Origin of the sequence: Oscillibacter sp. KLE 1745, from assembly GCF_000469445.2 — a bacterium.
GTDB classification, from domain to species: domain Bacteria; phylum Bacillota; class Clostridia; order Oscillospirales; family Oscillospiraceae; genus Oscillibacter; species Oscillibacter welbionis.
Window position 1 is genome coordinate 12,710 of sequence record NZ_KI271702.1, and the last position, 13,014, is coordinate 25,723.

Consider the following 13,014-nt stretch of genomic DNA (forward strand, 5'->3'; position numbering starts at 1 on the left):
GCAGGCCCGGCCGCCAGCGACCCAGCCGGGGTAACGGGTCAGCTCCACATCGCTGCCGTCAGCGCGGTAGAGCCGCTTGACAAAGAATACCGGAATGCCCTTGGCCCGGGCCAGCTCCACGGCCCGGACGCAGTTGGGGACCATGGACTGGGCGAAGCGGATCCAGTGTCCGCCCTCCGGATGAACAAAGCCGTTTTCCATATCGATGACCAGCAGGGCGGAGCGGGTGGGATTGGGTTTCATCAGCAGAACCTCCTGTCAGAGTTTTTGAAAAATATGGATGCGAAAGGAGATACGGGTGGTGAGAGACTCCAGGTCCGCCAGACGCTTTGCACCTGTCTTGGGGGTCTTCCAGTAATAGGGCGTCATCTGGAACAGGGCGCGGATGTCTGCCTGGCAGGGGAGGGTGATGGTGCCCTCCACCGGCACGATGGACTGATAGGCGAACCCCTCATAGGGGGTCTCCTTTTCCTCATTGGGATAGGGACGGTCGTAGAGGACCTGCTTCAGCTCCCAGAGGTGGTCCGGTCCGGGCACCACGTAGAGGAAGTGCCCGCCCGGCCTCAGCACTCGCCGGAATTCCTCCAGCGCCAGGGGGGAGAAGCAGTCCAGCAGAATGTCCGCCGCGCCGTCCGCCGCCGGCAGGTGGAAGGAGGAGGCCACAGCCCACGCAATGCCTTTCTCCCGCTTGGCGGCGGATCGGAGAATGGGCTTGGAAATGTCGGTTCCCGCCATCCGGGGGGATTTTCCCGCGGCGGCCAGGGTCCGGAAGATGCCGGAGGTGTAGAATCCCTCGCCGCAGCCCACGTCCCAGATCACCGGCGATTCGCCGGAAAGAGACAAAATCTGACAACAGAGCGTATTGAGAAGCAGGTCATAATACCCCTTGGAGAGGAAATCCCGCCGTGCGGCGGCCATATCCCGGTCATCCCCCGGCGCGGCGGAGTGCTTTTGATTGGGGGGCAGCAGATAGGTGTAGCCCTCCCGGGCGATGTCATAACTGTGTCCGGCCGGGCAGCGATAGGCCCGGTCTCCGCGGTCCAGCGGCGCCCCGCAGACGGGGCAGCGGAAAAGACTTTCCATCACGTGTCCTCGCCCGTCACATCGTTGATCCACTTCCGGCTCCGCAGCCGCAGGATACCCCAGGGGCACTTGCACACATTTTCCGACTGGATGCATAGGCACACCACCGCTACCGGGGCGTTGAACACCAGGGCAGTCAGGAAGGTCAGAGGTACAGCGATGACCCACTGGCAGCTCAGGTCGATGATGGAGGCCATGCGGGAGTCGCCGCCCGCCCGAAGCAGGCCGGTGATGTTGGTGATGTCAAAGGCCTTCAGCGGCAGCATGAAGAGATATACGACGCACATGGTGACGGCGATCTCCAGCGCCAGCCCCTCCAAATGGAACAGAGGATAGAGATAGGGGATGAACACCGTAGGCAGGAGGACCGCCAGGCACACCGACACCACGAGACCCACTCCGAAGGAGACCGTCAGCAGGCAGCAGCCCAGAGAGTAGACCTCCTCCCGGCCGGCGCCCTCACCGATCCGCTTGCCCACAATCACGGCGGTGGCGCCTGCGATGCCGAAGCAGGCCACAGTGGAGAACTTGTCGATGTTGCCCATGATGGCGTGGGCCGCCAGCATATCCGTGCTGATGGCCATGTGGCCCATGACGGCGGTCATAACGCTGACGCCCAGACCCCACAGCACCTCGTTCACCAGAACGGGGGTGGCGTATTTCAGGAAGCTCCGCGCCATGGCCCCGCCGGGCCGCAGCAGCAGGCGGAGCATCAGGGGCACTCGGCGGTAGCGGGGGGCATAGACCGCGACGATCACGAACTCCAGCACCCGGGAGGTCAGGGTGGCAATGGCAGCACCGGTGATCCCCAGCGCAGGCGCGCCGAACTTGCCGAAAATGAGAATGTAGTTCAAGCCCGTGTTGGTCAGCATGGAGATGCCGAAGACGATCATGCCCATGGCGGGATTCTCCGTGCTGCGCTGCATGCCGATGTAGACGGAGCTGATGGTGTTGAAGATATAGCTGAGGCCAACAATCCGGAGATAGGGGGCGCCCAACTCAATGAGCAGGTCGTTGTTGGTCACCAGAGCCATCACATGGAGGGGGAAGAAGAACAGCACAGCGGCCACGGAAACCGCAATGATGAGCCCGGCGTAAAGGCTGACGCCCATACAGCGGTTGATGCTGTCGGTGTCCCCCTTGCCCCAGTACTGGCTGGCCAGGACGGAGAGTCCGCTGAGCAGGCCCAGGATGATGATCTGGAGCAGGTAGATGGGCGTGTTGGCGGCAGTGACAGCGGACAGCTCATTCTGCCCCAGCATACCCACCATGAAGGTGTCCACAAATCCCAGGGAAGTGGTGATGAGATTCTGCAGGATCAGCGGCAGAGCCAGCAAGAACAGCCGCTTGTAGAAGCCGGGCTCCCGATGAAGATGACGAAACATAAAAGACGAAACCTCTTGAAACTGAAAAGTAAAATTGCCTTACAGCATGGGCATCCGCGTGTCGTGGTGGCGCCGCAGGGCGTCCGCACAGGCATCGATGTCGCCCTTGTCAGTCTCCGGACCGAAGCTCAGGCGGATTACCCCGCCGGAGACCTTCTTGGATAGCTTCAAGGCCGCGATCACGTGACTGGGCTTGCCCTGATGGCAGGCGGAGCCGGCGGAGATGCAGACGCCCTGACTGCCCAGGTCATTGACAATATTTTGGCTGGGCCAGCCTACGAGAGAGATGGAGAGGATATGGGGCGCGCCGCCGGGGGCGGAGAGGATTTTCAAGTCGGGGATGGCAGACAGCCGCTCTGCGGCATAGTCCCGGATTTTCGCCATGCAGAGGAGTTTCTCCTCCAAATTTTCCCGCCGCAGCTCCACAGCCCTGGCAAAGCCCGCGATCTGGGCCGTGGCTTCAGTGCCGGCCCGAAGACCGCTCTCCTGCCCGCCGCCGGCCAGCAGCGGCTTTGGATTTCGGACCCTGGGACCGATGTACAGAGCGCCGATGCCCTTGGGCCCGCCGATCTTGTGGGCGGAGATGGTGAGGAAGTCCGCCCCCAGCGTTTTTGCGGAGCAGGGGACTTTCAAAAAGCCTTGGACCGCGTCGGTGTGCAGCAACGTCTGTGGGTTCTTCACTGCCAGGCCCCGGGCGATCTCAGCGATGGGATAGATGTTTCCCAGCTCGTTGTTCACCAGCATGCAGGACACCAGCGCCGTGTCCTGCCGGACGGCGGCGAGGACCTGCTCCGCAGAGAGGGAGCCGTCCTGAGCCGGGACAAGATACGTCACCTCGTATCCCTGCCGCTCCATCCAGCGGCAGGCTTCCAGCACGGCGCTGTGCTCCACTGCGGTGGTAACGATGTGGCGGCCCAGGTGGCGGTTCTGCCAGCAGGCGGCGGTGACAGCCCAGTTGTCCGCCTCCGTGCCGCAGGAGGTGAAGAACAGCTGCTTGGCCCCACAGCCCAGTGCGTCCGCCACGGTCTTCCGCCAGGCTTCCACCCGGCGCTTCATCTCCAGCCCCATGGGGTACTGGGAGCTGGGGTTGCCGAACTGTTCGGTGAGCACCTCATACATGGCATCCGCCACCGCCCGGGGAACGGGCGTAGTGGCGGCGTGGTCCAGATAAATCATGAAAAACGATCTCCTTGCAGTTGGGCCTTGCCCAACAGTAAAAATTACAGTATAATCGAAACGCATCAAGTTATTATATAAAGGTTTTGCGGAAAGTGCAAGGAGATTCCATGAAAGTTGCCATCTATACCTTGGGCTGCAAGGTGAACCAATATGAGACCCAGGCCATGGAGCAGGAGCTGCTGGCAAGGGGGCACACGCTCACGGAGTTTTCCGATGAGGCGGATGCCTATATCGTGAACACCTGCTCCGTCACGGCAGTCAGCGACCAGAAGTCCCGGCAGGTGATCCACGGCGTCCAGCGGAAGCACCCCGGCGCCGTGGTGGCGGTGTGCGGCTGCTATCCCCAGACCCACGTGGACGACGTGCGGAAGCTGGGGGTGGACCTGATCTCCGGCACCGGCGACCGGACGGGTTTTATCCGCCTTCTGGAGGAGGCCGCGGCGGAGAAGCGGCAGATCGAGGCCATCGACCAGCCTTTTGAGCGGCGGGTGTTCGAGGTCCTGCCCGCCGGCGGCCTGGGGGGCCGCACCCGGGCTATGCTGAAGGTGGAGGACGGGTGCGTCAACTTCTGTACCTACTGCATCATTCCATACGCCCGGGGACGGGTGCGGTCCCTGCCCGTCCCCACTGCCGTGGAGCAGACTCGGGCCCTGGCGGCAGAGGGCTACCGGGAGATCGTGGTGACGGGCATCGAGATCTCCTCCTGGGGCCAGGACCTGAAGAACGGAGAGACCCTGATCGACCTACTGGAGGCTGTCTGCACCGCCGCACCGGCTGTCCGCATCCGGCTGGGGAGCCTGGAGCCCCGGACCATCACAGAGGAGTTCTGCCGCCGGGCGGCCGCCCTGCCGAACCTCTGCCCCCAGTTCCACTTGTCTATGCAGTCCGGATGCGACGACACCCTGAAGCGAATGAACCGGAAATACGATACCACTCGATATGCGCAGTCCGTTGCACTTTTAAATCAATATTTTGACCACCCCGCTGTCACCACGGACCTCATCACCGGGTTTCCGGAGGAGACGGAGGAGGAATTTGCCCAGACGCTGGACTTCATCCGCCGGTGCGGCTTTGCCCAGATGCACATTTTCCCCTACTCCGTCCGGCCCGGCACCCCGGCGGCCAAGATGCATCAGGTGCCGAAGGCCGTGAAGGAAGAGCGGGCCCGCCAGGCGGCGGCGGTGGCGGAGGCGCTCCACCGGAACTATCTCGCGGCCTGTGTGGGAGCGGTGTATCCCGTCCTCTTTGAACAGCCCAAGGACGGCAGGTATTTCGGCCACGCACCCAACTATATGGAGGTGCTGGCGGACGGGACGGACCTGCATAACCAGGTGCGGAATGTGAAAGTCACCGGCACTGACGGAGCATCCCTGCTGGGTGAGCTTTTGGAGGACTGACATGAAGAGCCATTTCTTTGCCTACATCTCCCGGATGCGGTTCATCCAGCGGTGGGCCCTGATGCGCAACACCGCGCCGGAGAACGTCCAGGAGCACAGTCATCAGGTGGCCGTCCTGGCCCACGCTCTGGCGGTGATCCGCAACGAGAAGTTCGGCGGCCGCCTGGACCCCGGCGCCGTGGCGGTGGCGGCGCTGTACCATGACGCCAGCGAGATCCTGACCGGCGACATGCCCACCCCCATCAAGTACGACAACCCGGCCATCCGAAACGCCTACAAGGACGTGGAGGCGGTGGCGGAGGGCAAGCTGCTCCACATGCTGCCGCCGGAGCTTCAGGGGGTGTACGGGCCCATCCTGACGCAGTCCGACCCGGAGGTGCGGCAGGTGGTGAAGGCGGCGGACAAGCTCTCCGCTTATATCAAGTGTGTAGAGGAGCTGAAAGCCGGCAACAACGAATTCCGGCAGGCCGCCGGCCAGACCCGGAAAGCCCTGGAGGGCTATGAACTGCCGGAAGTGACGTACTTTCTGGAGACCTTTATGGACAGCTTCTCCCTGACCCTGGACGAGCTGCAGTGAACAAAGAACCGCCCTGGCGCACAGCGCCAGGGCGGTTCTTCGTTTACTTGTTCAGCTTGGAGCAGATCAGCCCGCCCAGGCGGCGGACACCCTCCTCGATCAGGTCCTCCGGCGTGTTGCCGAAGCTCATGCGCATACAGTTCTTCCCCTGGCCGTCCCGGTCGGAGAAGAAGCCCTCTCCCGCCACAAAAGCCACGTTCACAGCCGGGTCTGTGGAAGACTCCTGCAGCAGGGCGGAGGTGTCGATGCCGCCGGGCAGCTCCACCCAGGTGAAGAGGCCGCCGTCCGGATTGCTGTGCTTGGTACCGGCGGGGAAATACCGGTCGATGCTCTGGAGCATCACGTCCCGGCGCCTGCGGTACAGGTCGCAGATCATCTGGTGGTGGGCCGGGTAACAGCCCCGCTTGAAGAACTCCGCGCAGAGGATCTGGGGCAGCATGGAGGTGTGGGAGTTGGTGGCGGACTTCACGTCCACCAGATGCTGGATGGTCTCCGTATCCGCCACCACATAGCCCAGGCGGGAGCCGGGGGAGAAAATCTTGGAGAAGCTGCCTGCCATCACCACATGGCCTGTGGTGTCGAAGTGCTTGATGGGAGGCAGGTCCTCTCCGCTGTACCGGATATCCCGATAGGGGTCGTCCTCCAGCACCAGCACGTCGTATTTGGCGGCCAGCTCCGCCACGGCCTTCCGCCGCTCCAGGCTGAGGGTGCGGCCGCTGGGGTTCTGGAAGGTGGGAATGACATAGATCATCTTGGGATGGCACTGCCGGATCTTCCGCTCCAGATCCTCCGGGATCAGGCCGTTGTCATCCATGGCCACACCCACGCACTTGGCCTCGAACATATCGAAGATCTCCACGGACTGGACGAAGGTGGGGGCCTCCACCAGGATCACGTCGCCGGGGTCGATGTACGCCTGGCAGGCCAGGTTGATGCCCTCCAGGCCGCCGGTGATGATTATGACGTTGTCCACGCCGCAGTCGATGCCCTTGGGAGCCAGCAGCTCCCGGACCACCACCTCCCGCAGGTCCCGGATCCCCTCAATGGGGCCGTACTGCAGGGCCTCCACGCCCCGGGTGTCCGTCCGCAGCACCTCGTCGGCCAGCTGGCGGATGGTGTCCACCGGCAGGGCCTCTCTGGCGGGGGAACCGCCGCTGAAGGAGATGATGTCCGGGTTGGTCATGGACCCGAACAGTCCTTTGACCACATTGGCCGTGAAGGCCATTTTTTCCATACGCTTGGCATAAGGCACCATTCTGCGCTGTCCTCCATTTCAAGGGCGCGCCCTTCCGGCGCGCCGCTGTGTGATTTGATCGTTTCAGTATACCACACCAGGCGGGAAAACTCAATTCCCCAAAAACAAGCCGTCCCGGGGCATTGCCCCGGGACGGGAGGATGGTCATTCCAGGGGAATTTGGATGTCTCCCACCTGCACGGCGGCGACCTGGCTCACGTCCAGCAGGTCCTGGAACTGGCTGGTGAAGTCTGCTGAGGAGAGATACTCGTCCTCTGTATTATGGCTGCCGCCTCCGGTAAATCCGAAGATCAGGTCCACGGCTGGCAGGATGCTGCCATCCCGCAGCAGCAGGGAGGTGTCCGACACCAGCTCCTCTGTATCCCGATAGGCGGTGCCGCCGGAGACCTCCACATAGATGGACAGGGGGGACAGGACGGCCCGGGCGGAGAAGCCGCCGTGCCGGTAGGATCCCGTCAGGGTCTGCGAGACTGCGGACGGCTGGAAGGTGAGGATAGCGGGGTGGTTTGTCACCGCTGTGTCCACACCGTTCACCCGTAGGACAGGCGGCGTCACCAGCAACGTCAGGGGCTGGGCGGTGAAGTCCAGGCTGTCCGCGTCTCCGGTGATATTACAGAGATAGGAGAGTGTATTGGTGGCTGGATCGTAGCCGGCCTCCCCCAGGCCGCTGGAGCCATTGACCCTGCCAATGCGGTTCAGCGTGCTTTCCGACTTCCCGTAGAAGATACGGGTGAGCGGATCTGTCCAGTCCAGTGTTGCCCAGGTATCCTGCTCGGCCGCTTTCAAATCCTCCCAGGCAATATCGTCTGTGGCGTAATAGGTGACCATTGGAAGTTTGATGTCGTCCTTTTGGGTGTTCTCCCGGCTGTTGTAAGCTATCTCCACGGTTTCCGGATCCACCGAGTCCGGCAGCTGGTAGTCCAGGATCAGGTAGATGCTCTTTTCATCCACCAGCGCCTCCCGGATGGTCAGTGTTACGTCATCACAGACGGAGGTCATGTTGACTGGCTGGAAGGCCTTTTCGGCCATGGGGGTCTCCGCCCCCTCCGGGCCAAACCGGTCTGAGAAGATGTCATCCCAGTCCACCAGCACTGCTGCCCCCACGGACAGCGTCAGTACAACAGCCAGCACCGCAGCCAGCAGCGCCTTTCGGAAAAATCCCCGGGGGCGGTAGACGGCGGTCCGGGCCTGAGGTTCCGGCTCCGCGGACAAAACAGCCTCCCGCAGCTGCTCCTCCAGCTCCGGCGGGGGCGCGCAGTGTTCCATTGACTCGTGATAGCGATTCATAAGCTCTCCTCCCATGTGTTCCGCAGGGCGTCCCGGCCCCGCTTCAGCCGCATTTTCACCGTGGGCACCGTCACCCCCAGGAGCCGCGCGATCTCCCGGAGGGTGTAGCCCTCGTAGTAGTGGAGGTGAAGGACTGTCCGCTGGGACTCCGGCAGGGCGGCCACGTGGTCCAACAGGCCCAGCTCCTCCGGCGTGACGGCGGCGGAGGCGGCCTCCAGCGGCAGCTCGGACCGGTTGGATCGCTTCCAGGCGTCCCGACACTGGTTCAGGGCCACCCGGAACAGCCATCGCCGCTCGTGGTCCGGAGAGGTAAAGACCGGCGCCCGGTACAGCCGCTTGCAGAATACCTCCTGCAAAATGTCCTCTGCGTCCGCCGGGTTCTTCATCTGGATTAGGCAGAAACGGTACAGGGAGGGCCCGTAGGTCCGGTACACCTGCTCAAAGAGCTGTTCCGCTTCGGTCACTGGCCTCACCTCTTTCTGCTGTGATTACGAGTGAGCGGGGCAAAAGGTCACAAAGAACTGCAAAAACTCCCCGGCTTCTGCCGGGGAGTTTCAGTTCAGGGCATCCGCCTGCTGTGTGAAGAGCTCCGTCACCCGCTCTGCCGTGGCGGGGCAGGAGGTGAGCGCCGGGTCCTGTGCCAGCAGCTGCTCCGCTGCCTGACGGGCCTCCTGCAGCAGCTGGGTGTCGCAGCCCAGATCCGCCACCTTCAGCCCCGGCAGGCCGTGCTGGCGCGCTCCGAAGAAGTCACCGGGGCCCCGGAGCCGCAGGTCCTCCTCCGCGATCTGGAAACCGTCAGTGGTCTTGGTCATGACCTTCAGTCTCTGCCTCGTCTCCTCGTTTCGGTTGTCGGAGATCAGGATGCAGTAGGACTGATGCTTCCCCCGGCCCACCCGGCCCCGCAGCTGGTGGAGCTGGGAGAGGCCGAACCGCTCCGCGTTCTCGATCACCATCACCGCGGCGTTGGGCACATCCACCCCCACCTCGATGACGGTGGTGGACACCAGAATGTCCGTCTCGTGGGCAGCGAAGGCGGCCATGACGGCGTCCTTCTCCTTGGGCTTCATCTTGCCGTGGACGAAGGCCACCTTGAGATCCGGAAACACCTCGGACTGGAGCTTTTTGGCGTATTCCGTCACCGCCTTGCGCTCGTCGGGGAGCTGGTCATTCTCCTCTACCATGGGACAGACGATATAGGCCTGGCGGCCCTCGCCCACCAGCTTGCGGATGAAGCGGTACACCCGCTGGTGATAGCCCCCGGTGACGGCGAAGGTCTGCACCGGCTGGCGGCCGGGGGGCAGCTGGTCGATGATGGACACGTCCAGGTCTCCGTAGAGGATCAGGGCCAGGGTCCGGGGGATGGGGGTAGCGGACATGACCAGAATGTGGGGGTGGTCCCCCTTGGCGGCCAGTTCCGCCCGCTGGGCCACACCGAAGCGGTGCTGCTCATCCGTCACCACCAGGCCCAGGTCGCGGTAGGCCACGCTGCCGGTGATGAGGGCGTGGGTGCCGATGGCAAAGTCGATCTCCCCGCTCTCCAGTTGCTGAGTGATGGACCGTTTCGTCTTGGCGGTGGTGGAGCCGGTCAGCAGGGCGCACCGGATACCCAAATTTTCCAGCAGAGGGGCCAGGCCCTGGTAGTGCTGCTGGGCCAGGATCTCCGTAGGGGCCATCAGGGCCGCCTGGCGGCCATTCTTCACCATGAAGTACACGCAGGCGGCGGCCACCATGGTCTTGCCGGAACCCACGTCTCCCTGACAGAGCCGGTTCATGGGCGTGCCGGAGCGCATGTCCGCCAGTGCTTCCTCCACACAGCGGCGCTGGGCGTCCGTCAGGGTGAAGGGCAGGGCACGGTAGAAAAGCTCCATGTCCACGCCGCCACAAGGGGGCACGTGGACCACCTCCCGGCGGGAGCGGAGCCGCTCCAGCCCGATGGTGAAGAGGAACAGCTCCTCAAAGGCCAGCCGCCGCCGGGCCAGGTCCAGGGCCTCCGCGCTCTCCGGGAAGTGGATGTTCTCATAGGCGTACTCGATGCGGCAGAGCTGATGATGCTGCCGCACACGGTCCGGCAGCACGTCCGGCAGGATGTCCGCGCAGGCGTCCAGCCCCTGGCGGATGGACCGGGACAAAATCAGCTGGCTGACTCCGGCGGTAAGGGGATAGATGGGCACGATGCGGCCGGTGACCTCCCGCCGCCCCTCCGGCTCCACCACAGGATTGGCCATCTGATGCCGGAGGAGGGAGCCCTCCGCCCGACCATAGAAGATATAGGTCTCTCCCTGGTGCAGGCTGTTTTTCAGCCACGCCTGGTTGAAAAAGGTCACATCCAGGGTGCCGGTGTCGTCCACCGCCCGGAGCTTCACCAGATCCAGCCCCTTGCGGATGTGGGAGATGGTGGGCGGGGACGCCACCATGGCGGCCACGCCGGCGGTCTCGCCGGGCACCAGGTCCGCAATGCGCCGCAGGGCAGAGCGGTCGTCGTAGGCCCGGGGGAAGTAAGAGATCAGGTCCCGCAGGGTGGCGATGCCCAGCTTGCCCAGGGCCTTGGCCCGCTGCTCCCCGATGCCCTTGATGTACCGCACATCTGTGTTCAGGTCCGCCATGGAATCACCTCCCGCCTTGCAAATTATTGGTCTCCATTATATAATGGCGCCGGAGAAAAAACAAGGAGATGGGCGCATGGTCACCTGGAAGAAGTGGGCGGCCCGCGGAGTCTGATGTGTGGGTTTGTTCGGCGGGATGATCGCGGCTGGAACCGGTCTGTGGCCCCTGGGACCCATTGGACCAGCAGCAGTGATGATGGTGTTGGGGGCTGGTCCTGTGGAGCAGGCAATACAGCGGTGTTCGTGTGCCCTTCCTGCGGCGCAGAGTTATCGGGACAGGACTTCCGATCATCCAGGTGGAGTCCGGATGGGACTGATGCATTGCCGCAGTTGTGGAGCGATGTTTCCCGTAGAGGAATGCCGCAGAAAAGAGCCATAAAAAAGAGCCCGGAATCCCGGGCACTTTTTTTGTAACAAAACTACTGCCCATGCGTCCTATGGCAGAGAGGAGGGGAGGCCGTGCCGGATTTTGAGGAGATCTATCAGACGTATTTCGCCGACGTGTACCGCTACATCCTGGCCCTCAGCCGGGACGCCCACACGGCGGAGGAGGTGACCCAGGAGACCTTCTTCCGGGCATTGGCCTCCATCGACCAGTTCCGGGGGGACTGCCAGCTGCGGGTATGGCTGTGCCAGATCGCCCGGAACCAGTACCTCTCGCTGTGCCGGGAGCGAAAGCACCGGGGAGAGCTGGAGCAGGAGTCGGGGGACGACGGGCTGGAGTGCGGCTTTGCGGACCGGGACGCCGCCAAGCGGCTCCACCGGCTGCTCCATGACCTGCCGGAACCCTACAAGGAGGTGTTCTCCCTGCGGACCTTCGGGGAGCTGCCCTTTGCCCAGATCGGGGAGCTCTTCGGCAAGACGGAGTCCTGGGCCCGGGTCACCTACTTCCGGGCCCGCCAGAAATTGAAGGAGGGATTTGATGGACCAGCTGGACCATGATATCGTACAGGACCTGCTGCCCCTGTACCACGACGGCGTCTGCTCGGACAAGAGCCGGGCGGCGGTGGAAGAACACCTGCAAACCTGTGAGGCGTGCCGTGCCGCCCTAACGGCTATGGACGCGCCCCTGCCGGAGGTGGAAAAGGCCGCCGATGACGCGGCGGTAGCAGTGAAAAAAATATCCGGTGAGTGGAAGAGGGGCAAGCGCCGGGCCCATATCATTGGCGTGATTGTTGCCGTGGTGGTATGCGCGGCCGCCGCAGTGGGGATTTGGACCCTCACTACATGGACGTGCATCCCCATGGATGGCGGGGACTATACGCTGGATGTTTACCGGCTGAAGAGCGGAGGCGTGGGGGTCCACTGGGATTTTCGGGAGGGCCGGGAGACCTGGTATGCCCTGACATTCCGGGAGGAGGCGGACGGACTTCACTACTATCTGGAGCGGCCCATTCTCCGGGTGGAGTTGTTTGACTTTGACAGCAACTATAACCGGGGCGGGGACGCCATGTTTGAAAGCTGGTCGGATGATGCCATGGAGACCGAAGCGATCTACTTCGGCTTGGGTGAGGATGCCGTCTTGCTGTGGAAAGAGGGCGAGGAGGTGGACTTGCCCGCCGCCACCGCCGCCCAGGAGGAGATGTGGGCGATTGCGGAACTGCCACCGCAGGAGGTGCCGCAGGAATGAGAAAAGATGTCATTCCAGTGGAAGATGCACAGGGCGGGCCGCGCAGCCCGCGGCGTTTCCTCCGTCTTCTGGCCCTGCTCCTCGCCGCCTTCGCCCTGCTCTCCGCTGTGTGGTATTTCACAGCCTACCGGCCCTATGATGTTTACATGGAGGCCCTGCGGGCCCAGCCCGGGTGGCGGGAGGCTCCGGCCCTCCCGGGGTGCGGCACGGATGGGGAGGGTTACAACTGTAATGTGGCCCGGCCTGGATTTCTCCATTGGACGGGGAATCTGGGGATTGGCATGCCGAACCTGACGCTGGAAAACGGGGAGGAGGTGGGCTTCACAGATTCCCTCCTGATCTGGCCCCGGATGACCGGCGAGCCGGAACTGGGCGTCCTTCTCTTTGAGTATGACTTTCAGGAGGACGGCGTCACCTGTGCCGGCCACCAGCTCTACATTACGGCGGCGGGAGAGTACCGCCCCTATGGAGATGCGGCGGAGGACGCGGCCAATGCGCAGCTGCTGGCGGAGCACCAGGAGAACGTGGAGACGTTGCTGTCCCGGGCCCGGGAGATCTGGGGCCTGCCGTGACTCACAGGCCATGGAGCAAAAACCAGGCGGCCCGCCGGGATCTCCC

Annotated in this window: 13 protein-coding genes; 5 read left to right on the forward strand and 8 right to left on the reverse strand. The window is 63.4% G+C overall.

Annotation, left to right across the window (positions count from 1 at the left end; translation table 11 throughout):
* From HMPREF1546_RS05230 to HMPREF1546_RS05245, 4 genes are all read right to left on the reverse strand, one after another.
* Positions 1 to 243: isochorismatase family protein (locus HMPREF1546_RS05230; RefSeq protein WP_021751755.1), on the reverse strand; the 243-nt coding region annotated here is incomplete at its 3' end.
* Between the two features lie 15 nt (positions 244 to 258).
* The gene (locus HMPREF1546_RS05235) at positions 259 to 1,083 is read right to left on the reverse strand and encodes a putative RNA methyltransferase (RefSeq protein WP_021748878.1); all 825 of its coding nucleotides are present in this window, start codon (positions 1,081 to 1,083) and stop codon (positions 259 to 261) included.
* On the reverse strand, positions 1,083 to 2,468 hold the full coding sequence (locus HMPREF1546_RS05240; protein WP_021748879.1) for an MATE family efflux transporter: 1,386 nt from the start codon (positions 2,466 to 2,468) through the stop codon (positions 1,083 to 1,085). Before HMPREF1546_RS05240 ends, HMPREF1546_RS05235 begins: the two co-directional genes overlap by 1 nt.
* Positions 2,469 to 2,507: 39 nt before the next feature.
* Positions 2,508 to 3,644 (reverse strand): cysteine desulfurase family protein, encoded by a 1,137-nt coding sequence (locus HMPREF1546_RS05245; protein ID WP_021748880.1) that lies wholly within the window; start codon positions 3,642 to 3,644, stop codon positions 2,508 to 2,510.
* Positions 3,645 to 3,754: 110 nt separating this feature from the next.
* Between HMPREF1546_RS05245 and mtaB the strand changes: the two genes are divergently transcribed.
* On the forward strand, positions 3,755 to 5,044 hold the full coding sequence (mtaB, locus tag HMPREF1546_RS05250; protein ID WP_021748881.1) for a tRNA (N(6)-L-threonylcarbamoyladenosine(37)-C(2))-methylthiotransferase MtaB: 1,290 nt from the start codon (positions 3,755 to 3,757) through the stop codon (positions 5,042 to 5,044).
* 1 nt (position 5,045) lies between these two features.
* On the forward strand, positions 5,046 to 5,621 hold the full coding sequence (gene yfbR / locus HMPREF1546_RS05255; protein WP_021748882.1) for a 5'-deoxynucleotidase: 576 nt from the start codon (positions 5,046 to 5,048) through the stop codon (positions 5,619 to 5,621).
* A 43-nt stretch (positions 5,622 to 5,664) separates the two neighbouring features.
* On the opposite strand, the gene HMPREF1546_RS05260 is transcribed toward yfbR, so the two are convergent.
* From HMPREF1546_RS05260 to recG, 4 genes are all read right to left on the reverse strand, one after another.
* On the reverse strand, positions 5,665 to 6,876 hold the full coding sequence (locus HMPREF1546_RS05260) for a PLP-dependent aminotransferase family protein (protein WP_021748883.1): 1,212 nt from the start codon (positions 6,874 to 6,876) through the stop codon (positions 5,665 to 5,667).
* A gap of 144 nt (positions 6,877 to 7,020) precedes the next feature.
* On the reverse strand, positions 7,021 to 8,163 hold the full coding sequence (locus tag HMPREF1546_RS05265; RefSeq protein WP_021748884.1) for a hypothetical protein: 1,143 nt from the start codon (positions 8,161 to 8,163) through the stop codon (positions 7,021 to 7,023).
* Positions 8,160 to 8,627: an RNA polymerase sigma factor gene (locus tag HMPREF1546_RS05270; protein ID WP_021748885.1), complete on the reverse strand. Its 468-nt coding sequence runs from the start codon at positions 8,625 to 8,627 to the stop codon at positions 8,160 to 8,162. Before HMPREF1546_RS05270 ends, HMPREF1546_RS05265 begins: the two co-directional genes overlap by 4 nt.
* A 90-nt stretch (positions 8,628 to 8,717) precedes the next feature.
* Positions 8,718 to 10,766: an ATP-dependent DNA helicase RecG gene (recG, locus tag HMPREF1546_RS05275; RefSeq protein WP_021748886.1), complete on the reverse strand. Its 2,049-nt coding sequence runs from the start codon at positions 10,764 to 10,766 to the stop codon at positions 8,718 to 8,720.
* 459 nt (positions 10,767 to 11,225) lie between these two features.
* Between recG and HMPREF1546_RS05280 the strand changes: the two genes are divergently transcribed.
* The 3 genes from HMPREF1546_RS05280 to HMPREF1546_RS05290 are packed head-to-tail and all read left to right on the forward strand — an operon-like array spanning position 11,226 to position 12,968.
* Positions 11,226 to 11,708, forward strand: a complete 483-nt coding sequence (locus HMPREF1546_RS05280; protein WP_021748888.1) for an RNA polymerase sigma factor — start codon at positions 11,226 to 11,228, stop codon at positions 11,706 to 11,708.
* On the forward strand, positions 11,689 to 12,396 hold the full coding sequence (locus HMPREF1546_RS05285) for a zf-HC2 domain-containing protein (protein WP_021748889.1): 708 nt from the start codon (positions 11,689 to 11,691) through the stop codon (positions 12,394 to 12,396). The genes HMPREF1546_RS05280 and HMPREF1546_RS05285 overlap by 20 nt, the downstream gene beginning before the upstream one ends.
* Positions 12,393 to 12,968, forward strand: coding sequence for a hypothetical protein (locus tag HMPREF1546_RS05290; protein WP_021748890.1), 576 nt, complete (start codon positions 12,393 to 12,395; stop codon positions 12,966 to 12,968). Before HMPREF1546_RS05285 ends, HMPREF1546_RS05290 begins: the two co-directional genes overlap by 4 nt.
* The last annotated feature ends 46 nt before the right edge of the window (positions 12,969 to 13,014 follow it).

What these genes read in the sequence shown, in the direction of transcription:
- HMPREF1546_RS05235 (WP_021748878.1), bottom strand. Translation starts at nt 1,083, where the DNA reads ATGGAAAGTCTTTTCCGCTGCCCCGTCTGCGGGGCGCCGCTGGACCGC.
- HMPREF1546_RS05240 (WP_021748879.1), bottom strand. Translation starts at nt 2,468, where the DNA reads ATGTTTCGTCATCTTCATCGGGAGCCCGGCTTCTACAAGCGGCTGTTC.
- HMPREF1546_RS05245 (WP_021748880.1), bottom strand. Translation starts at nt 3,644, where the DNA reads ATGATTTATCTGGACCACGCCGCCACTACGCCCGTTCCCCGGGCGGTG.
- mtaB (WP_021748881.1), top strand. Translation starts at nt 3,755, where the DNA reads ATGAAAGTTGCCATCTATACCTTGGGCTGCAAGGTGAACCAATATGAG.
- yfbR (WP_021748882.1), top strand. Translation starts at nt 5,046, where the DNA reads ATGAAGAGCCATTTCTTTGCCTACATCTCCCGGATGCGGTTCATCCAG.
- HMPREF1546_RS05260 (WP_021748883.1), bottom strand. Translation starts at nt 6,876, where the DNA reads ATGGTGCCTTATGCCAAGCGTATGGAAAAAATGGCCTTCACGGCCAAT.
- HMPREF1546_RS05265 (WP_021748884.1), bottom strand. Translation starts at nt 8,163, where the DNA reads ATGAATCGCTATCACGAGTCAATGGAACACTGCGCGCCCCCGCCGGAG.
- recG (WP_021748886.1), bottom strand. Translation starts at nt 10,766, where the DNA reads ATGGCGGACCTGAACACAGATGTGCGGTACATCAAGGGCATCGGGGAG.
- HMPREF1546_RS05285 (WP_021748889.1), top strand. Translation starts at nt 11,689, where the DNA reads ATGGACCAGCTGGACCATGATATCGTACAGGACCTGCTGCCCCTGTAC.
- HMPREF1546_RS05290 (WP_021748890.1), top strand. Translation starts at nt 12,393, where the DNA reads ATGAGAAAAGATGTCATTCCAGTGGAAGATGCACAGGGCGGGCCGCGC.